This window comes from Mucilaginibacter corticis, assembly GCF_007558865.1.
Taxonomy (GTDB): Bacteria; Bacteroidota; Bacteroidia; order Sphingobacteriales; family Sphingobacteriaceae; genus Mucilaginibacter; species Mucilaginibacter corticis.
Window position 1 is genome coordinate 12560 of sequence record NZ_VLPK01000005.1, and the last position, 24829, is coordinate 37388.

The 24829-nt window shown below is 40.1% G+C and carries 26 protein-coding genes; 12 read left to right on the forward strand and 14 right to left on the reverse strand.

The features are described 5' to 3' along the window. Positions 1-85: 85 nt before the first annotated feature. Genes FO440_RS20765 through FO440_RS20775 form a run of 3 tightly spaced genes read left to right on the forward strand, consistent with a single transcriptional unit; the run spans position 86 to position 2465 of the window. Positions 86-838: a DUF4905 domain-containing protein gene (locus FO440_RS20765; RefSeq protein ID WP_222104028.1), complete on the forward strand. Its 753-nt coding sequence runs from the start codon at positions 86-88 to the stop codon at positions 836-838. A 21-nt stretch (positions 839-859) separates the two neighbouring features. Next, on the forward strand, positions 860-1837 hold the full coding sequence (locus tag FO440_RS20770; protein ID WP_144250235.1) for a LysM peptidoglycan-binding domain-containing protein: 978 nt from the start codon (positions 860-862) through the stop codon (positions 1835-1837). Further along, entirely contained in the window at positions 1830-2465 is a 636-nt protein-coding gene (locus FO440_RS20775) for a uridine kinase family protein (protein ID WP_144250236.1), read from the forward strand. The genes FO440_RS20770 and FO440_RS20775 overlap by 8 nt, the downstream gene beginning before the upstream one ends. 10 nt (positions 2466-2475) lie before the next feature. Here the strand turns inward: FO440_RS20775 and FO440_RS20780 are convergent, their stop codons facing one another. From FO440_RS20780 to FO440_RS20790, 3 genes are read right to left on the reverse strand one after another with little or no spacing between them, the layout of a single operon-like run. Then, positions 2476-3132, reverse strand: a complete 657-nt coding sequence (locus FO440_RS20780) for a 3-oxoacid CoA-transferase subunit B (protein WP_144250237.1) — start codon at positions 3130-3132, stop codon at positions 2476-2478. A 2-nt stretch (positions 3133-3134) separates the two neighbouring features. Next, positions 3135-3557: a GNAT family N-acetyltransferase gene (locus FO440_RS20785; RefSeq protein ID WP_144250238.1), complete on the reverse strand. Its 423-nt coding sequence runs from the start codon at positions 3555-3557 to the stop codon at positions 3135-3137. After that, complete coding sequence (locus FO440_RS20790; RefSeq protein ID WP_144250239.1) at positions 3541-4248, reverse strand: CoA transferase subunit A; 708 nt, start codon at positions 4246-4248, stop codon at positions 3541-3543. The genes FO440_RS20785 and FO440_RS20790 overlap by 17 nt, the downstream gene beginning before the upstream one ends. 99 nt (positions 4249-4347) lie before the next feature. On the opposite strand from FO440_RS20790, the gene FO440_RS20795 reads away from it, so the two are divergent. Then, the gene (locus FO440_RS20795; protein ID WP_144250240.1) at positions 4348-4833 is read left to right on the forward strand and encodes a hypothetical protein; all 486 of its coding nucleotides are present in this window, start codon (positions 4348-4350) and stop codon (positions 4831-4833) included. Positions 4834-4883: 50 nt separating this feature from the next. Here FO440_RS20795 and FO440_RS20800 read toward each other — a convergent pair whose 3' ends face one another. Both FO440_RS20800 and FO440_RS20805 read right to left on the reverse strand, forming a co-directional pair. Beyond that, positions 4884-7247 (reverse strand): endonuclease MutS2, encoded by a 2364-nt coding sequence (locus FO440_RS20800; RefSeq protein ID WP_144250241.1) that lies wholly within the window; start codon positions 7245-7247, stop codon positions 4884-4886. Further along, complete coding sequence (locus FO440_RS20805) at positions 7234-7797, reverse strand: DUF4296 domain-containing protein (protein WP_144250242.1); 564 nt, start codon at positions 7795-7797, stop codon at positions 7234-7236. Before FO440_RS20805 ends, FO440_RS20800 begins: the two co-directional genes overlap by 14 nt. A gap of 40 nt (positions 7798-7837) precedes the next feature. Here FO440_RS20805 and FO440_RS20810 point away from each other — a divergent pair, with 40 nt between their 5' ends. The 5 genes from FO440_RS20810 (at position 7838) to FO440_RS20830 (ending at position 11752) form a co-directional block, all read left to right on the forward strand. Next, positions 7838-8527: a YggS family pyridoxal phosphate-dependent enzyme gene (locus FO440_RS20810; RefSeq protein ID WP_144250243.1), complete on the forward strand. Its 690-nt coding sequence runs from the start codon at positions 7838-7840 to the stop codon at positions 8525-8527. Between the two features lie 63 nt (positions 8528-8590). Beyond that, positions 8591-9058, forward strand: coding sequence for a GNAT family N-acetyltransferase (locus FO440_RS20815; RefSeq protein WP_144250419.1), 468 nt, complete (start codon positions 8591-8593; stop codon positions 9056-9058). 3 nt (positions 9059-9061) lie between these two features. Continuing rightward, positions 9062-9862: a DUF3298 and DUF4163 domain-containing protein gene (locus FO440_RS20820; protein ID WP_144250244.1), complete on the forward strand. Its 801-nt coding sequence runs from the start codon at positions 9062-9064 to the stop codon at positions 9860-9862. After that, positions 9863-11119, forward strand: a complete 1257-nt coding sequence (locus tag FO440_RS20825) for an aspartate kinase (RefSeq protein ID WP_144250245.1) — start codon at positions 9863-9865, stop codon at positions 11117-11119. It abuts the gene before it with no gap. Positions 11120-11158: 39 nt separating this feature from the next. After that, the gene (locus FO440_RS20830) at positions 11159-11752 is read left to right on the forward strand and encodes a thioredoxin family protein (protein ID WP_144250246.1); all 594 of its coding nucleotides are present in this window, start codon (positions 11159-11161) and stop codon (positions 11750-11752) included. Positions 11753-11760: 8 nt separating this feature from the next. Here the strand turns inward: FO440_RS20830 and FO440_RS20835 are convergent, their stop codons facing one another. Then, entirely contained in the window at positions 11761-12447 is a 687-nt protein-coding gene (locus tag FO440_RS20835; protein WP_144250247.1) for a hypothetical protein, read from the reverse strand. A 74-nt stretch (positions 12448-12521) separates the two neighbouring features. Beyond that, entirely contained in the window at positions 12522-12704 is a 183-nt protein-coding gene (locus FO440_RS20840) for a hypothetical protein (protein ID WP_144250248.1), read from the reverse strand. 123 nt (positions 12705-12827) lie between these two features. Here FO440_RS20840 and FO440_RS20845 point away from each other — a divergent pair, with 123 nt between their 5' ends. After that, the gene (locus FO440_RS20845) at positions 12828-14135 is read left to right on the forward strand and encodes a DEAD/DEAH box helicase (RefSeq protein ID WP_144250249.1); all 1308 of its coding nucleotides are present in this window, start codon (positions 12828-12830) and stop codon (positions 14133-14135) included. Here the strand turns inward: FO440_RS20845 and FO440_RS20850 are convergent, their stop codons facing one another. From FO440_RS20850 to FO440_RS20870, 5 genes are all read right to left on the reverse strand, one after another. After that, a complete protein-coding gene (locus FO440_RS20850; RefSeq protein ID WP_144250250.1) occupies positions 14136-15059 on the reverse strand; it encodes a hypothetical protein in 924 nt (307 codons plus the stop codon). 55 nt (positions 15060-15114) lie between these two features. After that, positions 15115-17808 carry a glycoside hydrolase family 78 protein gene (locus tag FO440_RS20855; RefSeq protein ID WP_144250251.1) on the reverse strand — a complete coding sequence of 898 codons (2694 nt, stop codon included), beginning with the start codon at positions 17806-17808 and terminating at the stop codon, positions 15115-15117. A gap of 109 nt (positions 17809-17917) precedes the next feature. After that, positions 17918-18772, reverse strand: a complete 855-nt coding sequence (locus tag FO440_RS20860) for an OmpA/MotB family protein (protein WP_144250252.1) — start codon at positions 18770-18772, stop codon at positions 17918-17920. 145 nt (positions 18773-18917) lie between these two features. Further along, a complete protein-coding gene (locus tag FO440_RS20865) occupies positions 18918-21188 on the reverse strand; it encodes a GH92 family glycosyl hydrolase (protein WP_144250253.1) in 2271 nt (756 codons plus the stop codon). A 153-nt stretch (positions 21189-21341) separates the two neighbouring features. Next, complete coding sequence (locus FO440_RS20870; protein ID WP_144250254.1) at positions 21342-22205, reverse strand: hypothetical protein; 864 nt, start codon at positions 22203-22205, stop codon at positions 21342-21344. Between the two features lie 141 nt (positions 22206-22346). Between FO440_RS20870 and FO440_RS20875 the strand changes: the two genes are divergently transcribed. Together FO440_RS20875 and FO440_RS20880 are read left to right on the forward strand one after the other, a co-directional pair. Further along, the gene (locus FO440_RS20875) at positions 22347-22715 is read left to right on the forward strand and encodes a hypothetical protein (protein ID WP_144250255.1); all 369 of its coding nucleotides are present in this window, start codon (positions 22347-22349) and stop codon (positions 22713-22715) included. A gap of 94 nt (positions 22716-22809) precedes the next feature. Continuing rightward, entirely contained in the window at positions 22810-23340 is a 531-nt protein-coding gene (locus tag FO440_RS20880) for a ferritin (protein ID WP_144250256.1), read from the forward strand. Here the strand turns inward: FO440_RS20880 and FO440_RS20885 are convergent. Both FO440_RS20885 and FO440_RS20890 read right to left on the reverse strand, forming a co-directional pair. Next, a complete protein-coding gene (locus FO440_RS20885) occupies positions 23337-23606 on the reverse strand; it encodes a (2Fe-2S) ferredoxin domain-containing protein (protein ID WP_144250257.1) in 270 nt (89 codons plus the stop codon). The genes FO440_RS20880 and FO440_RS20885 overlap by 4 nt on opposite strands. 112 nt (positions 23607-23718) lie before the next feature. Then, positions 23719-24819 carry a DUF5074 domain-containing protein gene (locus tag FO440_RS20890; protein WP_144250258.1) on the reverse strand — a complete coding sequence of 367 codons (1101 nt, stop codon included), beginning with the start codon at positions 24817-24819 and terminating at the stop codon, positions 23719-23721. Between the last annotated feature and the right edge of the window lie 10 nt (positions 24820-24829).

Consider the following 24829-nt stretch of genomic DNA (forward strand, 5'->3'; position numbering starts at 1 on the left):
TTGTATGAGTGATAATAGGTACTATGTACTTTTGTTGTGTAAAGATACCAATCCTGCTGATTTTAATAGCATATTTGTACCCTTTATGACTATGCTATTACCATTCATTAATGAGCAGTTTGGCGGGGCGATCTGGCGCATGGAAATTGATAGTTTAACCGATACCGTTAATCTTGAAATAAGGACAACTGACAAACAGGTTTCATTCGCATCAATAGATCTTACGGACAGAAAAATCAATTTTAAAGATTACACTACCCCTGAAAGATGGTTAACCGGAATGGAGGCCGCTTATAATGGCATTTTGTTACTGCATAATTACCAATCAGAAAACGCGCCGGTACATAAAGGGGTTATTGCTGTTGATAGAAACGGCGAAATTGCCTGGAGTAATTATACCTATGCTTTTGATCACCTTTCTGCAAACGGCCCTGTTTTATATCATACCCAGATACAGCCAAGGAAATTATTTCTGGCCGATGTTAAAACCGGCGCGGTTATAAGGCAATTTGACCAGAACATTGACCGCGAGGCGGAAAATTACATCATCGCCCCGCAAATGTTAAATGACGGTGACCCGGGTTTTTCATTACCGGCAAACCCATACGGAAACATTGTACATTCTCTTGATTACAATACTTTCAGAATTGTATCTTTGCACACTTTCATTACGGGACAGTTAAAACAACATTTATATATCATGAATGAAACCGGCCCGGTTTATGAAGATTTATTAAATGCAGATATACAAAAAATGCAACCTGAGTCGTTTATCCTGTATAAAAATTGGCTCGTTTATATAAAAAACAAATCAGAACTAAAGGTTATCAACCTGTAAAGAACTGAATAATATTATATTATGAAATTAAAAGCTTTATTGTTCATAACACCCCTGCTAACACTATCCACATCACTTTTTGCTAAAAATATATTAACAGATTCTATCGGGATTGAAAACCACGATGGAAAAAAAGTGATATTACACAAGCTTGATCCTAAAGATAATTACTACTCGATAGGCCGCCGCTACAATGTAAGGCCGGGTGATATCATAAAATTCAATAACAACGCACCGTTAAAAATAGGTGATGTTATTAAAGTACCCACAGACAGGTCGTTTTTAGAGGTAACCAAACCAACGGTAGTACAGCAAAATAAACCTGCAGTTGTTCCGCAAACCAAGCCGGCGGTTACACCGCCACCTGTAGTGAACCAACAACAGCCCCCTGTACAACAGCAACAACAACCAGCTACAAATAATCAACCGTCTGCTACTGGCAGTGGTATTGTAACGCAGGATTATAAAGTATCAGCCGGAGAAACGCTGTATTCTATTGCTAAAAGGTTTTCATCAACTGTTGAGGATATTACCAAATTGAACGGATTAACCAGTACTACTGTAACCCCCGGGCAAATTATAAAGGTGCAATCGGGTACTGCAGATGCTGCTCCGCCCGCCCCTGAAAATACAGTAGCAAAGCGCGATTCTACCAGTTATGTTTCTGCATCTGATAGTATTGCCGAACGTAAATTCAATGCCAATAAATTTGGCTTATATGAAAAGGATGAAAAAGGTGTAGCTACTTGGATAGATGACGCCAGCCTTGATCCTAACAAAAAACTGGTATTGCACCGCACCGCGCCGATAGGTACTGTTATAAAAATAACAAACCCTATGACAAACCGTACTACTTTTGCCAAAGTAGTAGGCCATATTACCGATAATGAAAGCACAAAGGATGTTATCCTGGTTATGACTAAAAATGTTGCCGAATCTATCGGCGGATTAGATAAACGTATTCATGTAAACATTAGCTACGGCAGCCCTAATGAATAAACCTTACATAATAGGGATTGCCGGCGGAAGCGGGTCCGGAAAGACGTTTTTTTTGAACCGTTTCCTGGATCATTTTTCTGCCGACGAGGTTTGCCTGATATCGCAGGATGATTATTATTTCCCGGTAGCGCATAACATGACTCCCGAGGAAAATAAGCTTTATGATTTTGACCAGCCATCAACCATTGATAACGATCAGTTTGAACGGGATATCAATAAACTGGTTGCAGGCGAAACTATCTATAAGGAAGAATACACATTTAACAACCCTAACATTGAACCCAAAATACTGGAGATAAAACCTGCGCCGATATTGATCATCGAGGGGTTATTTATCTTTCATTTTAAAGGTATTGGCGATCTGATCGATCTTAGGATATTTTTGGATGCTGATGAAGAAGTTGCCCTAAAACGCCGCCTTAAACGCGACCTAATAGAACGAGGCTACTCGCATGATGATGTGATGTACAAATGGATAAACCACGTTGTACCGGCTTATAAAGAGTTTTTGTTGCCATATAAAACCGGCTGCCACAAGATCATTATTAATAATACGCAGACTGCTGATAATATACAGGCAGTAACTGATGAGATCTCGAAAGAGTTGAGGGAAAAGATACTGAGTTAAGTTTGAAGATTTAAATCTCCATCTCCGGTATCTCGCCTTCAATTATCAACTTACCGGCAGTTGCATTTTTTATTTCTTTGACACTTATTCCCGGTGCGCGTTCTAATAATTTAAAACCGCCGCCGGGTAATACATCCAGCACAGCCAGCTCAGTTACTATCTTTTTCACGCAGTTAACACCGGTTAAGGGTAAAGTGCATTGTGGTAAAAGTTTTGACTCACCGGCTTTGTTTACGTGCTGCATAGCAACGATAATATTTTCTGCGGATGCCACCAGGTCCATAGCCCCTCCCATTCCCTTTACCATTTTACCGGGGATCTTCCAGTTGGCTATGTCGCCGTTTTCTGATACTTCCATAGCGCCCAGTATAGTCAGGTTTACTTTGCGTGCCCTGATCATCCCAAAACTCATAGCCGAATCAAATATCGCCGAACCCGGAAGCATGGTTATTGTCTGTTTCCCGGCATTGATCAGATCAGCATCTTCCTCCCCCTCAAACGGGAACGGACCCATACCCAACAAACCATTTTCTGATTGCAGCACCACATCCATATCAGCAGGAATATAATTTGCCACCAGCGTAGGTATACCAATACCAAGGTTCACGTAGTAGCCGTCTTTTATCTCTTTAGCAATGCGTTTTGCTATTCCTGTTTTATCCAACATATCTAATTTAATTTCTTGACGTAATATTTAGGCGAATCAGTATAACCATTACGTTCATAAAAGCGATGTGCATTAATACGATGCCCGTTACAATGAACAAAAATCCGGTCGCATTTTCGCTCTGCAACCAACTCTTCTGCCCGGTCCAGTAATGCGGCACCGATGCCTTTACTGCGAGTATTTTCATCAACACAGAAATATGCAATATTGGCAAAATCGCCGGCCATGGCTATTTGCGGAATGAAATGAATTGAAATAAAACCGATCACTTTTTCATTTTTCTCATAAGCCAATAGTTCATGATCTGCGTTGTCATTTAATAAAACTAACTTGTCTTTAATTAACTGTTCATCTGCAGGGTATCCAAGTTGGCCTAACAGCGTACAAATGTCGGGCGCGTCTGTTATTTTAGCTTTTCTGATCATGTTGACGTGTGGTTCGTTGTTCTATCCTTTTCTCATAGTTGACGCCCTGAAAGATCCGGTGCACATAGATCCCAGGCGTGTGGACATGATCCGGATCCAATTCGCCGGGCTCTACCAACTCCTCAACCTCGACAATAGTTATCTTACCTGCCATTGCCATTACCGGATTAAAATTGCGCGCAGTGGCGCGGTAGATCAAATTACCCATGGTATCGCCTTTCCAGGCTTTAACAATGGCAAAGTCGGCATCAAAGGCCATCTCCATCAGGTAATCCTTTCCGTTAAAATTGCGTATTTCTTTACCTATGGCTACTTCTGTACCTATGCCTGCCGGCGTAAATATGGCCGGCATACCATAACCTGCAGCCATGCAGCGCGTTGCCAGCGTTCCTTGTGGAATCAGTTCAACTTCCAGTTCGCCACTTAACAGTTGACGTTCAAACTCAGCATTTTCACCGACGTATGACGCGATCATTTTTTTAACCTGCCGTTGCTTCAGCATCAAGCCTATCCCAAAATCATCCACCCCGGCATTGTTTGATATACAGGTTAGATCCTTCACTCCTTTTTTAACAAGGGCCGTGATACAATTCTCGGGCAGGCCGCACAAACCAAAGCCACCAAGTAATAGGGTCATCCCATCGGTCACATCATGAATGGCTTCATCAGCATTCTTAAAAACTTTGTTCATCGGTTATAATTGGTACAGTAAAGCTACTAAATCTACAAACACAGAAAAACAATTATACAGCCTGTGCATTGTTATTATAACAACTACCAAACTAAAATTATGTTATACAAAGAAGATGAAATAAAGAATGACAGGGATAATCATTCTGAAGAAAGCAAACCCAACGCGTACAGGGTTGACAATGAAACCAAAGAAGAAAAAAGCGAACCCGCTAAACAAACCAAGCCGGTAAGAGAAGGCCGGCCTATGGGCGGGCAAAACTTCGGGTCAAACAATGTTACACCGGCGGGAGATGACAAAAATAACCCATCACAAAATGCGGGTTATACCAACGAATACTTCAGGCGCACAGAACCGGCAGAAGAGCATACTGAAAGCAATAATTTTAAATCGCAGAATCAGGAAGGCAGGTCAGACTATGATAAAGCCACATCTAAAGAACCCCATCCCGCCAAAAATGGAGATAAGCCGCAACCAAAACAAGGTTATGAAGAAGGCACAGCGGATAATGATGGCAAGAATAACGCTGAACCCAATATTCCCGGCGCTAATGAGTTGCCTGATCAGCAAAAGGTTGGTGAGTAAAACAAAAAGGGGCGTCTTCGCATAATTAAAGACGACCCTTTTTTGTGAAATTATTTCAAATACACATAAGTAATTCCGTCTCCCCCTCTATCCGCATGTTCGTCTTCCATACGATCAACCTGGTCATATTTCTTAAGATACTGACGGATCATTTTACGCAGTATACCATCGCCTTTGCCATGCAGAATTTTAAGATTGCCGAAGCCCATCATCAGGGCTCGGTCAAATAACCTTTCAATAGCAGCCAAAGCGTCTTCCGTACGCATACCGCGCACATCAATTTCAGGGCTAAAGCTGGCAATATCACTTGTTAAACTTGTGGAATTTTTGCGGATACTTTTAGGAACAGACGCCCTTGAAACTTTCTCAACCCGCTTTTTCTTAGCTACCGTACGCAGATCTCCAATGGCGATAATTACGTTATCCTTTACAATCTCCATCACCTGCCCGGTAGTTTCCGAGTCGGTTAGTTTAACCCAATCGCCTACTTTCAGTTCTTCATCTTTTGCTGTGGCTTGTTTTACAGTATCCGGCTTGGCTGTGTTCTTTTGCAGTTCACGGTTCAGGTTTTCGCGCAGGTTTTTGGTTTTCTCCTTATCAGCGTTGTTGTTCTTTATTTCGGCTATGGTGTTTTCAACCAGCTTATTAGCATTCAGGATGATGTTTTTAGCTTCGTCCTTAGCTTCCCTTATTAACACCTTTTTGTTTTCCTCGAGATAAGTTTTTAGCTTTTCATTTTCGGCCAATAAGGCATCTACCTGTCTTTGCTGTCTGTCCAGCCGTACACGCGTATCCAGGATCTCCTTCTTTTCGCGTTCCAGGCCAACCAACAACGTATCCACATTTTTTTGTCCGGCGCTGATCTTGGTCTTGGCCAGGTCAAGCACCTGTCGCGGTAAGCCAATTTTTTGAGCGATCTCAAACGCGTATGAGCTGCCGGGCTTGCCCACTTCCAGTACATATAGCGGCTTCATCTCTACGTTATTAAACAGCATCGATGCGTTTTCAATTCCTTCAGTATTGCCGGCAAATATTTTAAGGTTTGAGTAGTGGGTGGTTACCATACCCCTCACCTTTTTATGGTTCAGTGATTCCAGCACCGCTTCGGCTATAGGCCCGCCAAATTGCGGATCGGTGCCGGTACCAAACTCATCTATCAATATCAATGATTTACCGTTAGCGTTCTCTACAAAATTTTTCATTTTTGAAAGATGGGCGCTGTAAGTGCTCAGATCACTTTCTATGGACTGATCATCACCTATATCCACAAAAAACTGCTTGAACACCCCTACCACACTGGCTTCATCCGCAGGGATCAATAAACCTGCCTGCACCATGATTTGTAACAGGCCAACAGTTTTCATACAAACAGATTTACCGCCCGCGTTGGGCCCCGACACAACTACTATCCGTGTACCTTCATCTATTTGCAAATTAAGGGGCACAACTATTTTATGTTCCTTTTTAAAATTCAGGAACAATAGTGGGTGCCTTGCATTAACCAGCTTTAAACGGGCCTCGTTAACAATTTGCGGCAGCTCGCCCTCAATATCAATAGCAAACAGGCTCTTGGCGCGCACAAAATCCAGTTTGGTGAGCAGATTATGGTACGACAACAAAAGCGGCACATATGGCCTTAATTCATCTGTCAGAAGGGTTAATATCTTGATGATCTCTCGCCTGCGTTCAAATTCCAGGTCACGGATACGATTATTAAGCGTAAAAACTTCTTCAGGCTCCAGGTAAACGGTTTGACCTGATGCCGACTCGTCATGAATATAACCTTTAACTTTTCGCTTATTCTCGGCGAGTAGAGGGATACATAAACGGCCGTCTCGAACGGTTAGCGACCCATCAGCGGTCCAGCCATTGCCTGACGCGCTTTTAAAGATCTGGTCTATTTTTCGCCGGGCCTCCTGCTCTGCTTTGGCAATACCTGCCGATATATCGGCAAGCTCGCGCGAGGCATTGGGTTTTATTTTTCCTTTGGGGTCAATTACATGCTCAATTTTTTTAATAATAGCCTTTTCAATAGGCAAGTGTTCAAATAAAGCTTCCAGATTTGGATATTGCCCTTCGCGCTCATTAAAATAAGCTATAACTGCAAAAACGGTAGTAAGGGATGCCAGTACCTTGAAAAATTCTTCCTCGGATAAAAAAGCGCCCTCAAGCCTGGCTTTGTTGGCCAGCGCCTTGATATCATAAAAATGCTGAATGGGTAAAGCGGCGTCGTTTTGTAAGATGTTTTTAAATTCGTGCGCCTGGCTTAAAAACTTACTTATCTGATCGTAATTACTCATTACCTGTATCCGGTCAACCATTTGTTGACCCATAACACTCAGGCAATGTGCTTTTATTAATTCCTTTACCTCGGTAAATCCCAGCTTATCAATACTATTCTCAGGGTAAAGCATTTGTTTTAGTTGGTGTCTTTTTTAATTTCTTTTTCGATTTTTTCTGATGCTTCTCTTTTGGTTTAACGCTCTTGGCCTTGTCAATCGAGTCCTTTTTAATTTTCAAGGCGTTTTCTTTCGCTTTTATCAGAACAGAATCTTTGCGTAATTTCTCATCCCTTTTACGTTTGTCTTCCTGCCTTTTGCTTTGCAATTCATTTTGCTTTTTGAATATGGCATTTATAGAATCAATCTTAGTTTGAAGACGCTTGGTGATCTCGTCGTACATTTTCAACATAACATCAGGGTGCGTTGAATAATATTTAACGCTCTTTTTAAATTGTGCAGAGTCGGTATGGTATTGTTTAAATAAATACATGTATCTACCCGTACCCTGGGTGTACAAACTATCCAGATTGGGCTGAATAACAAGAGCCCCGTCAATAGTATGTACATCGATTAGCAAGCGTACCATTTCATCTCTCGGGATGACGCCTTTGTTATAATCACTTTGCTGGCAGGCAGACAAAAAAAGCAAAGCTGAAAAAAACAAGATAATATGTTTACGCATTCTGTAATTTAGCGGTTTAATTGAGCAAAATTACGGATAAATGAGCATTGCAGATAATATCAAAAGCTTAAAAAACGAAACTATACCTAAAAAGGTAACTTTAATAGCAGTATCAAAAACAAAACCGGTTGCCGACATACAGGAAGCCTATGATGCCGGTCAGCGCGAGTTCGGTGAAAACACGGTACAAGAGATGGTTGAAAAGCAGGAACAATTACCAAAAGACATCCAATGGCACCAGATTGGCCACCTGCAAACCAACAAAGTAAAATATATTGCGCCATTTATAAGCATGATCCAATCTGTTGATAGCCTAAAGCTGTTGCAGGAGATCAATAAACAGGCCGAAAAAAATAACCGTACTATAGATTGTCTTTTGCAAATTTATATCGCCGACGAAGAAACCAAGTTTGGCCTGGGCTTTGATGAAGCTATCGAGCTATTGAGGTCTAATGAGTTTGCTTCATTTAAAAACATCCGCATAAGAGGCTTAATGGGCATAGCTACCAACACCGATAAAGAAAAACAGTTAAAAGATGAGTTTCAAGAACTGAAAGTGTTTTTTGATGGTATTAAACAAAGCTTTTTCAGAAAAGAAAATAGTTTTGATGTGATATCAATGGGGATGTCATCTGATTATGAAATAGCCATTGAGCAAGGCAGCACCATGATACGGGTTGGCAGCACAATTTTTGGCGGCCGGGTTATTAAACATTGGAAAAATAATTAGCAGATATCGGATTTCGATTGTTCGATATCGGATTTAAAAAATGACACAATGACTAATGACTTAATGACGGTAAATTTAAGAGTAGCCGTAAAAGAAGATTGCATCCGCATGCTGGAACTGGTTAACGAATTGGCGTTGTACGAAAAAGCACCGAAGGAAGTGACTGTAACTCTGGAAGAATTTGAAGCGGCCGGTTTTGGCGAAAAACCTGTTTGGAAAGCGTACGTAGCAGAAGTTGGCGGCCTGGTAGTTGGTTTCGCATTGTATTATATTCGCTTTTCTACATGGAAGGGCTGCCGCATGTACCTGGAAGACTTTATAGTTACCGAAACCATGCGTGGCAGAGGTATAGGAAAATTACTGTTTGATCAGTTGATCATCGAAGCGAAGGAAATGGGCTTTTCAGGCATGGTATGGCAGGTGTTGGACTGGAACGAGCCGGCATTGAATTTTTACGCCAAATACCATGCATCTATTGAGACAGGATGGTTAAACGCGGCATTATCAAAAGATCAACTATTAAATTATTAAGTTATGAAAACAGGCTATTTATTGGTTTTTGGGATGATGTTGGGGCTATGCGCATGCCAATGGGGCGATAACAAAAAGCCTAAGCCTGATATCACAACCGATACGCTTCATTATACTTATAAAACTATAAAACAGCGCGCTGCAGATTGTGGTAATAAGCCGGATAGCGGATGTACTATTGTTAAGATCAAGTATCCTATATTTTCTGAGCAGGATCAACTAAATGACTTTATAAGCCACAGACTATGTAACCTATTCGTGTCCGATAAAATAAACAACAACCTTCAGCAGTATGCAAAGGATTTTTTAGCTAACTACACTGATTTTAAAAAGCATGATAGCCGGTCAGCTATGTATTTTACTTTGGATAGCTACGCGAAAATTATACGACAAGATTCAAGCATTGTAACCATTGAGGTTGGCGGTTATAATTACCAGGGAGGTGCTCATGGCGGCACTGTAACATCTTTTATTAACTGGAATACCAAAGTACATAAAGATATTTACCTTGGTGATCTGCTTGCCGGTAATTATCACAACAAATTAACCGCTATAGCTGATACAATTTTCAGGAAACAGGAAAAATTAAGTGATACCGCATCATTAGCCAACAACTACTTTTTCAAAGACAATAAATTCGCGCTGAACGAAAATTTTTCAATCACGCCGCTGGGTATTAAGTTTTTATATAATCAATACGAAATAAAGCCTTATGCTGCGGGCCAAACGGAATTATTTATTCCCTACGCAAAGATCAAATCACTATTAAAACCTAACACGGTCATAACCCAATATCTTAAATAAATGCTTGTTTTTAAATTCGGAGGTGCATCAGTTAAGGATGCAGAAGGTATCATTAACCTGGCCAACGTGGTCGGCAAATATAAAAGCGAGCAATTGCTTATTGTGGTTTCGGCAATGGGTAAAACTACAAACGCGCTCGAGAAATTAACTAAAGCTTACGCAGATCAAACCGATGATATGCAGGCGGTTTATGAAGGCATCAAACAATATCATTACGATATCATGGCCGAATTGTTTGAACCCGGCCACCCGGTGTTTGATGATGTGGCCAATACTTTTGTCGAGATAGACTGGATGATCGAGGACGAACCGCACGATGATTATGATTTTATTTATGATCAGATCGTATCTGTGGGCGAGCTGGTATCAACCCGTATAGTTAACGCGTACCTTAACGAGGCCGGCTTAAAAAGCCAGTGGCTTGATGTTCGTGGGTATATCCATACCGATAACACCTATCGTGAGGGTGTGGTGCAATGGGACAAAACACGCGATAGTATTAAACTAAGCCTACCTACTCAATTAGAGCGCAGCATTGTTGTAACACAGGGCTTCCTTGGCGGTACGTCTGAGAACTTTACAACTACACTGGGCCGTGAGGGGTCTGACTATACAGCATCTATATTTGCAGCTTGTTTGGGCGCTGATTCGGTCACTACCTGGAAAGATGTGCCGGGCGTTTTAAATGCCGACCCGAAGTTATTTGAAGACACGGTGAAGTTTGACGAGCTGACTTACACCGAAGCTATTGAAATGACCTATTATGGCGCCACTGTTATCCACCCAAAAACTATTAAACCATTACAAAACGCTAAAATACCATTGCTGGTAAAACCGTTTAACCATCCGGAAGAACCGGGCACAGTGATCAAAGACGGCGCGGCGCATGTATTTAAAAAGCCGGTTATTATCATTAAGCAAGACCAGGTATTGCTTTCATTGTCAACCAAAGATTATTCGTTTATTTCGGAAGATCATTTAAGCGATATCTTCAGCAAGTTTGCCAAAAGTCATGTTAAAATCAACGTGATGCAAACATCGGCCTTAAGTTTTAGCGTTTGTTTCGATTATAAGGCAGAGTATTTTAGCAGACTGTTAGATAACTTAAAATCAGATTATAACATTAAGTATAACAACGATTTAACGCTGATTACCGTAAGACATGATAGAGATGGAATTGTCAAAAATCTTACAGCCGGAAAAACTATTTTGTTAGAACAATTAAGCCGTAATACCGCCCAGCTGGTTTTAAAATAACCGGATATTATTTTTAACTTGCTGATAAATTAACCCGCTATGAAAAAACAGATCTTATTATTCGCCACTATATTTTTATCTGCTGCAACCTTAAGTTTTGCCCAGGATGCGCCGGCACCAAGTGATGCCGTTTTAAAACAAGCTTATGTGCAGGCTAAAAAAGAACACAAGAACGTATTGCTCATGTTTCATGCATCATGGTGCGGTTGGTGTAAAAAAATGGATGCCAGCCTGAATGACCCCAGCTGCAAAAAATTCATTGATGATAATTATGTGGTAACCCAGCTCGATGTGCTTGAACAACCCGCTAAAGCAAACCTGGAAAACCCGGGATCTTTAGACCAGTTAAAAGCATTTAAAGGCGAAAAAAGCGGACTGCCGTTTTGGGTGATATTAGATGCAAAAGGTAAATTATTGGCCGATAGCCAGATCCGCCCTAAAGGCGCGTCGCTTGACACACCGGGCGAAAGCATGGGTTGCCCCGCCCAAGAAAGTGAAGTAGCCTACTTTGCGCAAATACTAAAATCAACTTCGAAATTGAATGATGAACAATTGGCTGTTATTAGCAAACGATTCGCTTTGAACAAGCCAGTTCCTGCGGCTAAACCGGTAACATCGCCTTCATCAAAATAAGTAATATTCTAAAGATTCTGTTTAATGCTTCTGAAAGGCTTGTCGGTATCTGAACTGCTGTACATGGTAAGGATACTGTCTTTCAGAACCATATAGTCGCCTTGTTGGCTAACTACCAGTTTTTTGATACCATTTGCCGTAACTTCCATTGGCGCAATAGCTGACACTACTGTGCCTGCACTATCCAGTTCCAAAATGTAGGTCTGGTTATTTTCAGCCTTATCTGTATAAATTATGCTGATGGTCTTGGTATTATCATCAATAAATTTACCTACAATATGTTTATTGGCCATTTCTTTAGGATCTAAAGCCAACAGCTCTTTTGCTTTCTGCGGCGAGAAACCCACAAACTCAAAACTTAGCAGGTTATTGTCTTTATCTGTCACTGTGTCGGCCGGGGCGACAATTGCCTTATCATGATAAGCAGCTGTAGCATAAATTATTATGCCTCCTTTGTTTTGATAACTATTACCGGGTAATATATAATCTACCTGTAGGTTATTGTATTTTGAGCTGTCGCTTTTTATATAAGCTGCAATGTCTATCATCTCTTGCTTGCTGATACGGTTATTCACCTGCACATCTATTTTTGCGCCATCCTTTATTTTTTCAGACTTTAATATTTTAAAAGCAGTTTTAGGTTTGGAGTGACAGGCAGTAAGTACAACCAGGCAAGCAATAAGCATTTTTTTCATATGGCTGCAAAAGTATGGATAATACGGTAAATAACTAAAACGCCCCCCTATTATTAATAGAGAGGCGTTTTAGATTACAATACCGGCTTCCGCCTTTCAGGCTTGTGGGCGCTGTCTTTACTTGAGGTTTGGAAAGACCGTTGTCCACCTGCGTTACTGATACCTCTCTCTTTTAATTTCTCGTTTTGATCATTAAAAGCCCGGTTGGCAGTGCTACTGCCCTGACCGTTGTTGTTTTTGAAATCCTGGGTTTTCATAATTTTACAATTTGGTATATTGTAAATATACAACAACTATACCGATATCTTAATTATTGCTTAAATTCCTTATTCCGAAATTATAAAGGTAATTTCGCGGTTCGATAAAATTGATAATACACAATGGCAGTGTTTGATAAATTAAAGCTGAATAAACAACTCATCAGGTCGGCAACCGAACTTGGGTACACTACCCCAAAAGAAATCCAGCAAAAAACCCTTACCCGGATCATTGGCGGACAAGATATCATCGCTATAGCACCTGAAGGATCCGGGAAAACAACCACCTATGTATTAGGCACCTTAAACCGTTTTAATTACGCCCCTGAAGGTGTACCTAAAGTATTGATACTGGTACCCGAGAAAGAAGATGTATTAGCGGTGATTGAATTATTTGATCGTCTGAATAAAAATAAATCGATAAGTATTGTAGGTTTATACGTTACGCCCGGCACTGAAGCACAACTGGATGCATTGGCTGATGGCGCCGATATTGTTGTAGCCACACCCGACAGGGCACGTGCCATCTATTTGAAGCTTGGGCTTAACCTCAATAAAATGGAACTGCTGATCATAGACGATGCAGACCGTATGATAAAAAAAGGGATGCAATTACCTATTGCAGAACTTGCCAACAGCATAACCAAGGCGCAACACCTGGTATTTACTGATGTGATGCATAGCCGTCTGGAAAAGATGATCGCACCTTTTATGAAGCTGCCGGCTACTATTGAGATAGAAGCTTTGGATGAAACATCTCACTTAACAACTCATCAGCAATTATTGTACAACGTGCCCAATTTTGCTACAAAACTCAACTTACTTAACCTGTTTATGTATGATGAAGAGGTTTTTACAAAGTCTTTGGTATTTGTAAACAATAGTGCCACTGCCGAAAAAGTGTTTCAAAGCCTTAACCGACGTATGCATGATGCTGTAGGATATTTGAACCCGAAATTTTTCGATGTAAAAGGCTTTAAATCTGCAGATGAATTTAAAGCAGATACTGAGGCAAGGGTAATGTTAGTGGTAAATGAGAACAATGAAACAATTGAACTGAACGGAATACCGTTTTTGATCCATTTTGATCTGCCGCAGGATAAAGATCAATATATCAGTCGCGTTATCAATACAAATACCGGAGCCGACGATGAAACACTGGCGCTGACCTTTGCCACCGACCTGGAACTTAGCGAGGTCAAAAAAATAGAACAAGCCACCGGAAATAAAATGGAACTGTCTACCCTGCCCGACGACCTGGTAATTGTAAACGATCCAAAATCAAGGACAGAACCGGCTAAAAAACCGGCAAAGGTTACCGAACCTGAAACCGGCGCAGCATTTCATGAAAAGAAGGCGGCAAACAGCAAGACCTATAATTTTAGCTCAGGGCAAAAAGCTAAGATGAATAAGAAGAAGAAGCACGGGTAGTTAATTTAATAATAATCCGCGTTTATCATATTGTTCTAATACATTGTCGGCTTCAGTCTTTTTTCCCTGTATTAATAATTCATACACGGGCTTAGCTAATTTATACGTTTCTGTACCGGGATATTTCTTTTCAAGGTATAAATAAGCTTTTTTGAAATATTCGTTCAATTGCCTGTCGTAAAATATCTCTGTGTTATCACTCCCCCTCAATAATACATTAAGATATTCCTTTTTTGTGGCCAACACCTCATCTTTCCAAATAAAATTGGCGTGCTTTGTTTCAAACTGTTCCCACCAAGCTGCACGATCTACAAGGGTATCGGCAGCAATTGTTATACTGCCATCTTCAAGATAAAGCTGTTTACTTTCGATATTTATTTCTTGTAAAAATTCTTTCATCGAAGGTGATACCAGGTCATAATAATATTTAGCCACAAAATCCCAATCCTGTGTAACATATACTGAGCCTTCTTCCTCAAGGATATCAAAGCCATTATCTCTTAAGTTTTTTACATAATCGATAACATTCGGCGGGATATTTTTAGGCCCGTTTTTATAAGTGTAAAATACATCAAGATCAATACTATCTTTTTCATTTACATCTTCTAAAGACTCTGTCATTTTTTTATAAAACTTGTTGTATATCAAAAAAGCAGTATCACAGGTCCTGGCATCCTTTCCCTTAAATAGTTCTACAAATTTTTTAATGGCATTGGTGTTGCTGGCAGCTACCTTGATATCCTGGCTTTTTAAATAGTCAACATATTGACTAAACAATGGGTTTTGATAGCTGATATTAGATTTTTTTACGCTCTTTTTAGCAGTGTCATTTTCAGACCGTTGAGTTGTTTTATTTTTACAAGAAACAATGACCAATACAAACAGTAAACTATAGATGCAATTTTTCATCAATAAGCCTTTCATATATTATGTTTACTAAAAAAGTCCTACCATTTTGGCAGGACTTTTTCTTTTTCTTCTACTTTAAGATAAACTCATAACTACCCGAAGCCACCTTCAACCCATCACCCATAGCTACTTCTTTTCCGTTCAGATAAGCTTTTTTATCGCTTGGTAACACAACTGTACCTGTTGAATTAGCCGGGATCACAACTGAATAGACAACAGTTTTACCTTTTCTTTTCCAGTTAGATACAATTTTACCGTAAGGGCCAATGTGACTCGATTCAAAATGATCTAAGCCTGCAACAAAGTTTGGCGTTAATCTTACATTTTTAAAGCCCGGATTAGCAGGATCGATATTAATACCGCCAATACCTTTATAGTACCATGCCCCTATCTCGCCAAACATAATGTGGTTTAATGAAAGGTCGCTTTTGGCAAATACATCCCAGTTTTCGTAAAGTGTGGTAGCACCGTTCTTGATCCACCAGCCCCATGAAGGATAAGTTTCCTGCGATGCTATCGCGTAAGCCACATCGGCATGCCCGTTGTCGCTAAGCGCGCCTAAAATGGCTTTAGCGCCTAATATGCCTGCATCAAGGTGATTGTTGTCTTGCTTAACACGTTCGGCAAGGTTGGCAGCTACTTTGGCCTTTAATTCGTCAGGTACAATGCCCCAGTATAAAGGCATGCTTAGCTCGGTTTGGTAACCTTTGTCATAGATGCCTGTGGCTGTATTCAGGTATTTAGCGTTAATGGCATTTTTTATCTTCAAAGCTAATGCTGTATATTTTTGCTCATCGTCAGCTTTACCAAATAATTTGGCTGCTTTCGCCAAAATATTAACATCGGTATAATAATAAATAGTCGACACAAATTCAACCGGCGAAACCGACTTAACAGGCACCCAGTCGCCCAAGCCCCAGGTAGTTAATCCAGATGGGTACTGATCGTCAATGTGGTTCACGTAGCGTTTAATGGCGTCGTAATTATCACTTAATGTTTTACTGTCACCATAAAACTGGTAAAGGTTCCACGGAATAATGGCAACCGTACTTGTCCAATCGGGGCCGTTGCCCCACTCATAGCCCCAGCCGTTGGATGGAATGATAGATGAAAGTACGCCGTTTGGTTGCTGCTCGTCCCGATGATCGGCCATCCATTTTTCATAAATAGTGATACCGTCAAAACCGTACAAACCAGTTTCACTGGCTATATGGGCATCGCCTGTCCAGCCGTTTTTTTCGCGTTGCGGACAATCTGTAGGATAACCAAAAAAGTTTGACAGGTATGAAGCATTGGTAGCAGCCCAAATTTTGTTTAACGTAGTATTTGATGAACTCACATCACCCAATACAGCCACATCGCTATGCATAAAGTACCCGGTAAGGCTTTCTTTGGTCAAAGTGATAGGCTTGCTGCTGGTAACCTCAACATATTGAAAACCCTTGTAGTTGAAGCGCGGCATAAAAGTTTCTTCGCCTTTACCGCTTAAAGTAAATATGTCAGTTTGAAATGGGTCTGTATCATCAGTAGGGCGATAATGCACATCAATATTTGACATATCTGCACGGCCATTTTTGTCTAACTTCTCAGTATGTTTCAGGCGGATAACGGTACCCGAATCACCTTTAACAGTGATCTTACTCACCCCAGCAATGGTTCTTCCAATATTAAATAGATAGGTATGGTCATCAATCTTTTTCATATCAACCGAATTGATAGTTTCGATAGCACGAATAGGCTGCATAGCCTGCGATACAATATTTGCAGATGGTGCCGGCCTGATGATCACACCTTTCCAGCCTTTATCGTCAAAGTTTACAGTGTTCCATCCGGGTTGTTCTTTTCGCGCATCGTAATGCTCTGCAGTATAAATACTGTTAAAAACTATAGGGCTTGAAGACGATTTCCAGCTTCTGTCAGATGTTATGGTTTCAACCGTGCCATCTTCGTAGGTCACTCTCAGATCTAAACAAAAAGCCGGACGGTTACGCCATGGTGCTTTATGGAAATCCCAAACTGCAGTACTCTGCATATTGTACCAGCCATTACCCAACAATACGCCAATGGCATTCTTACCGGCTTGCAGCTGCGATGTTACATCATAAGTTACATAAAGTGTCCGGCGATCAAACCTTGTATACATAGGGTCAAGGCGATGGTTGCCCACTTTTTCACCGTTAATATACAACTCATATAATCCGGCCACAGCAATATACGCCCTTGCTGATTTTACTTTTTTCCCAAAATTAAATACATTTCTAAAATACGGCGCCGGTTTAACTTCCGGGCCTTTGTTATCGCTTATCCAGGTGCCTTTCCAGTTTGATTTTTCTACCATGCCTGTTTCAAAACTGGCTACAGATGATTGCGTGATCTTATTCGCATCATCCCAAACAGTTACGCGCCAATAGTATTTTGTAAATGGCTGCAAGGTTTTGCCATTGTAGGTTACAAGACTGCTGCTTGATTCTGTCTTATTACTATCCCAAACACTTCCCTCACTGTTAGCTACAGCTGCAGAATCAGTACCGACAAATACTTCATAAGCCGTTTGTAAAGCGCCGTTCCGTGTGTCGTTCATCATCCAGGTAAAACGTGGGTGGATAGCGTCAATTCCTAACGGATTAACCAGGTATTCACACTTAAGGCCGTCAATTTTTGTAACAGCTTTGGCGGTTGTGAAGCATAAAATACTTGCTGCTGAAATGAGCAAACAGGTAATGCCCTTTTTAAAGGATAAATTGGCCGGTAATAGTTGATTCATTATGTATTGGGTTTTACGGGCTAATATAGAAAATAATGCAGGTCATTTAAATAAAAAACGCCCTTGTATTGCTACAATGGCGTTTTTTATAATTTAAAATGTTACTATATTATTTTTGAACAGGCTTACCTATCAGATCCATAAATTGATCCAATTTAGGTGTAATGATAATTTGCGTACGCCTGTTTTTAGTTTTACCGTCCGGTGTGCTGTTATCAGCTATCGGGTTATACTCGCCCCTGCCACCTGCAGTTAAACGTTTAGGATCTACGTTATAGCTATTTTGCAGTGCCTGTACTACAGAAGATGCTCTTAGCGTACTCAGATCCCAGTTGTTGCGGATATTAGGTTGCTTAATAGGTACGTTGTCTGTGTTACCTTCAACCAAAACGTCATAATCAGAATAATCCATAATGATCTTGGCAATTTTACTTAGGGTTTCGCCTGCTTTGTCAGATATTTCATAACTACCTGATTTATACAGCATATTATCAGATAACGAGATATAAACTACTCCTTTTAATACCTGCACATCAACATCCTTCATTTCGGCCTGGCTTAATGAGCGGGTAAGGTTATTTGTTAACACCATATTAAGCGAATCGCTTTTACCCTTGGCAGCTATCAGTTGTTTGATATATTGGTTAGAGGCTGTGATTTGGTCGGCTAATTTGGCTATATTGACATTACCCTGGTTATTACCTGCTAAACATTTATTTAAAGCATCCTGCAAAGCATCGCGATTAGCTTTTTCTGACGCTATTTGCTCCTCTAAACTTTTAACCCTTGTTCTTGAACCTTCCAGTTCGCGTTGGGTAACATCATAGCTTTGTTTTAACTCGGCCTGCTTGGTTTGTAAATTGTTATAATTTGTTTGAAGCTCGGCATATTTTTTATTGCTTACACAACCTTGCATAAGCGCTGCGGCTACTAACACTAATGGTAATAATATTTTAATTTTCATGATCTTGTAGGTATTTTAATTTATTATAATACTTACCCATAAACATATTATAAGCTATAAGGTTTGTAATATTTACATTTAAGGTATATACAAGCAAAAACGCCCCTCAGTTTCCTGAAGGGCGTTTCTATTATGAAAATATATTTTATGGCATTGGCGCTGCCGATGGCGGTGGCGAATTTACGCCCCATGACTTGTTAGCCACCGGACCCATTACCAGTTCAAGCACACCACCATTAGCGATATCGCTATGTTTAAACCACGGTTGGTTTAATGGTTTACCATTTAATTTGGCTGACTGTATATATTTGTTTGTGAACGAAGCATTTTGAGCTTTGATCTCAAAATATTTACCGTTACCCACATTCATTTTCACGTAAGGAAAACAAGGGCTGCCAATATTATAAGTTGGTGATCCGGGAGTTACCGGATAAAAGCCCATTTCGCTGAATACCACAAACGCTGTCATACCGCCGCCGTCTTCATCGCCGGGAATCCCCATCAGGTCATTACGGTACCATTCGTCTAATAACGAACGGATGCGTTTTTGCGTACGCCATGGCGCGCCGGCATAGTTATAAAGATAAGGGATATGAAAAGCAGGCTCATTAGCCATAGAGAACATACCTACGTTTCCGGTATGATCAGGCAGCGTAGCATAGAAATCCCACCTTGAACCCGGATATCCTTCATTGAACATATCTTCTAACGCGTCAACAAATTTTTCATCACCCCCCACCATTTTAACAAGGTCGCCTATGTTATGTTGCACATCCCAACGGTACACGTAACCATTGTTTTCGTCGTAGTATTGACGTGCGCCGGGGCCGCCATCAATACGGTAATCCAACGGCTCGATAAAGTTTCCGTCCTTATCTTTTGGGTGAAAGAAACCGGTTTTTGGATTGAACACGTTACGGTAATTGTATGAGTTTTTCAGGTAATGAGCAGCCTCATCCGTTTTACCCAGATCCTGTGCAATCTGCGACAAACACCACTCGTCAAACGAAGTACCTAAGGTAACTGCAATTGGCTGGCGTTTTTCCCAGTCGCTTACGTTAGCAACGGTTTCCTTCTCACCGGGTTTTAATGCAGGCAAATAACCGTTCTTTTTAAAGAAGTCGTCCAATTCGCCTGATGGGGCGTAAGACCATGGTAATAACGATTTAGTTTCGATAGAAGCCTTACAAGCTGCATAGGCTCTGGCTAAATCAAATCCTCTTAAACCTTTAGCATAAGCATCTGCAACGCTGGCTATGCCGTGGTTTGAGTTCATGCAATGCTGCTCGCCACTTACGCCGGGGAAAGTCGGGAACCAACCTTTTCCGGTTTGTTCTGACATCAGGATATATGAATTTAGAATATTGTTTTCATCCTGTTTGTTGATCAAAACGCGTAATGGATGTGCGGCACGGTAGGTATCCCAGGTCCAGTCATCTGTTGAAAAAGGATGACCTTCGTCGCTGTGTACTTTGCCGTCAGAAGCACTGAAATACTTTCCATCTTCGCTTATAACAGTAGGGCGCTCATAAGTGCGATATAATGAGGTATAAAATACCGTTGTTTCCTTGTCAGACGCACCTGAAACGGCTATCTTACCCAAAGCCTCGTTCCAGATCTTACGCCCGGCTTCTGCAACCGCGTTCACGTCAAAGTTTTTGATCTCTCGGTCAAGGTTTTTCTTTGCCTGTTCTACGCTGATGAAAGACACGCCATAACGCATGCCTATTTTTTTTGTACCTGCCGGATACGCCACTACTAATGAACCTGAAGCAGGCCCATTCCATTCAACGCCGCCATCTTTAGCCGCTGTACCCGTTTTAGAAGGCGCCACATCGGTTACGGCATAAATATATACCGAGGTTTTATTACCTAATGATTTGTGCCCGCTGATCACGCTTCCGCTGGCTTTTAGCTCACCACGGCCACAATTGAATACCAGGTATGGTGCACCTTGTTTTTCAAAACTTATGCTGTAAACCGCACTTTGGTGTGATGGCGCAAAGTCTGTAGCTATGTTAGCTTCGTCCAGGTATTCTTTGTAGCGATATGGCGTGATTTTTTCCTGATCGTAACTTAAGGTAGTAGTAGGTGTGATACCGCTCTCACTACCCTGGTATGGATAAAAATTAAAGCTTGATTCTTCACGGTGATGCGTAACAATTAATGGTAAACCGCCAATGCGATTAGTTGTATAATCATGACGAACCGGGAAAACACGCATCATACTGTTAGGTAAATGCGTGGTTGGATACGTTGGTACCAGCATATGGCTGATATTACCAATATTAGGATTTACGTAATCAACAGGATCTTTACCAACAGGTTTTTTAGGGCCCGGCCCGTTTGCGGCATAGACTACAGATAATGTACCCATTGCACCGGCTAAGGCCAATAAATGTCTAAGTTTAATCATGGATTGGTTTTTTTGGATTCAATCGTAAAGAAACAAAAAATACATTGAAAACCAATTGTTGGTTATTAAATGAAATACAAAGCAATATAGACAACCAGTAATTCAAATTTAACCGAAATATTAATTACAACGCGTACGTGCTTTTGCAGTTTATTATTTAGAAGCATTGGCTAATGTTGTTTTGTCTACAGTTAATTTAGTAAGCTCACCTCCGCCGGTATCTTTATCTGTGCCTATTTTGTTGTAGTTAAACATAGTTGTCAGTTCTCCATTCTCACTGCTAAGTAACCCAAGGCCACCATATTCATTTATAATATCTTTTTTGCCATCGTCATGAATTATTTGTTGTTTACCGTCCTCTGTAACAACAATAAAATGGGTGCCGTCATCATTCATAACTGAAGTTTTATCATCGTCATTGACTACCAGGATTTCTTTTCCCTTCGAATCAACAATAACCGAAGCCTTTCCTGTGGTAATCATTACAAAGTAGCTTCCATCCCAATTAGTTATTGTTGCGACATTTCCTTTTTTCTCAAATTTAAAAGTAGTACCATAAATGGTTTTCACTTCAGACATATTCTTGTTGTATGAGATAAAATATTGCCCAGCATTGTCAGCAGGATTAGTTGAACTTAATTTATTGATTGTAGTAATAAGCCCACCGGTAGCTTTAACGGTTAAATAATTGCCGTTATCAATAATAATAGATTGTGTACCGTCCGGATGTGTAATAGTAATATTACCGTCACCTCTTAATATACTTGCGCGAAAAGTAGTTGTATCCTTTTTATTATTTTCTTTTACAGCAGCCTCGTTACCGCTGTTCAGGCAATAGCTTATTAGCGTTAAACCATTGACTTTGGATGAAATACCCACCTCGCCCATTGAACCACTAAATTTGGTTGATGTTGAAGTTGCCTGATAAATAGTTTTGGTTTTAGCTTTAATGATGTTGACCTGTGCGAAAGACGAACCTCCCATTAAAATCAATGCTAATGCGATAAGATATTTCATAGTGAATAGGTTTACATGATAAATATAAAGCGTTTTATTAACCAAATCAAATAGTTTATTGAGTTGAACCTCTGATTATTTATTTAGAATAATTACAAACAATATTTGGATTTATTCTAAATAACCTGCACTTTTGTACAAATGTATTCAAATATATCCGATCATACCCACCTGACTGAAGTTTTTTCAACTAAGCATGGTGCTGTTTTTCAAAATGATATTGATAGATGCTGGCAAGTAAATTTTGCCGGAAAGAGTGCCAGCTTTGATTACCGTAACTTGTTAAAGTTGCGTACTGCTGTTTACCGGATAGATATTGAACAGCGATTATTAGACAGCACGCAATCGCCTGATGTTGAAATTATTTTTATTTGCGCCTGCGATCATTGCTATGTTTTAAGCCTTGCACAGATCATTGCTTTAAGAGATCTTTTGGAAGGCACTTTTGTAATGCTGGAACTTAACCAGATCATTTATGACAGGCTGCATCGCGTGCCTGCATATATTTAGACTCATTTCATATTAACCTTATTTTAACCGAATACTAAATAATAGTATTATTATTGTTATACAACCAATTGTTGTTATAAATAATACCACTGTTATGAAAGATCTAGTTCGCGTTAAAACCCTTATTTCTTCTGATATTGAAGCCCTGCTTAACAAGCAGATCAAAATGGAAGCCTATTCTTCGTCTGTATATTTATCTATGGCATCATGGTGCAACCGTAATGGCTATGATTATTCTTCTACCTATTTTTTCAAACAGGCTGAAGAAGAAAGAGAACACCAGCTTAAATTCTTTAAATATGTTTTAGATATGGGGGGTAATTCCGTATCGCCTGATGTTACCGGAATTAAACAGGAATATAATTCATTCCGCGAGGTTTTTGAAGAGGCTCTTGACCAGGAGATCAATGTTACCCAATCAATAAAAAACATTTATGCCCGTTGCCTTAAGGAGCAGGACTTTTTAACTATGGAGTTTTTAAACTGGTTCCTGAAAGAGCAACGCGAAGAAGAATACAAAGCACGCCGTGCGCTTGAATTATTTGAAGTAATTGGCGAAGAAGGTACCGGAAGATGGCAAATTGATAAGCATGTTGGCGATATCAAGTACGATAGCCAGGCTTAATCATTTATCATCAATGTGCTCAATATTTTGAGTACATCTTTCTCTTTATATTCTTTTAACCACGTATTACCGGGTTGAAATGCACAGACAGGGGCGTAATCACACCTGTCTGTGCATTCTGTACGGATCAACTCTATTTGTTTGCCGGGCGGCTGGTGTTTCAAAAAAGATTTAGCTGCTTTATAAGTGTCTTTCCCCCCACGCTTACTGCATTTGCTACCTGTACATATATACAATGTTTGATCAGGTATTGTAAATTTACTCATCACTTAAAATTTATTGAACATCAAAGCTAAGCATTATAATTTAGCATCCATACAAAAACAAAGCGCCAGTCATTTTACTGAACGGCGCTTTGTTTTAAAATATACTAATTGATTAGTGAAATACGTAAGTAGCCGGGAAATAATAGCCGCTAAATGGAATATCTTTAATCAAAGCACCACTGTTAGGGTCATAAAAATCAAGATCATTAACGGCATAGTGAGTGCCGAAGCCTGATTCTACTGTGCTAACAACCAATTGATTGTTAGTTGAATTATAAGCCAAGCCTTTACCATACAACTCTTTACCTGTAGCTATAGTAATGAAAGGTGATGTAAGCGTGCTGCTGTTACCATCAATGTATTTATAAATGGTTTTACCGCCATTATATTGGTCATTATTAGCCAAGAATACAGTGTTGTCTTTAGTAGAAGCTGTGATAGAACCAGGATGCCAAAAGCCCCATGTATTGTTTACTGTAAATGGTAAAGTAACCGACGTAACAGCGAGATTTGTCGGGTTAATTTTATCAAGTGACGTATTACCGGCAACCCAAACTGATCCGTCAGGAGTTACTGCAAAGCCTACTGCCATGCCCGGAATATTCTTAGCTACTGAATAGTCTGATGCATTAAGAATATCTAAGCCATCATTTGCTGATAATACAAAGATGTAATTACCGGCTTTTATCATATCCCCTATTTCGCCACTGATATTAGGGATTTTTGTACCCAATGTTACGCTTGATAAATTAAGCGGATAAATTCCATCGCCTGTACTAACTAAGCCTGTTGTGCTGTTTATACCGATAAACTCACGGTAGTCATTAGTTCCTGCCGCTGGTATCCTACCGGTTTCTTTCAATGTAGTTGCATCTGCAACCACCAATGGGCCGCCAGATTTTGTTAGCAAATAAAATTTGCCATTGTATATTGTTCCAAATTCTAATTCTGAAGTATTCGGATCAAACGTTTTCCCGGGATTTTCTTTCGTAAAAATGCTATCGGTAATTGTGCCTTTAGCGTAATCAAAAAAACTAATTGAACCTGATGCGTTTTTATATGAACCTTCATTAATAATAAAAAATCCATTATCATATTTTCCGGCAACCTTTTCAGGGGCTACTTTTTTATCCTTTTTGCAGGAAGCCAGTATAGACACCATCAATGCTATAGCTATAACAGGAAATAATTTTTGTGTAGTTGTTGTTTTCATGTTCTTATTT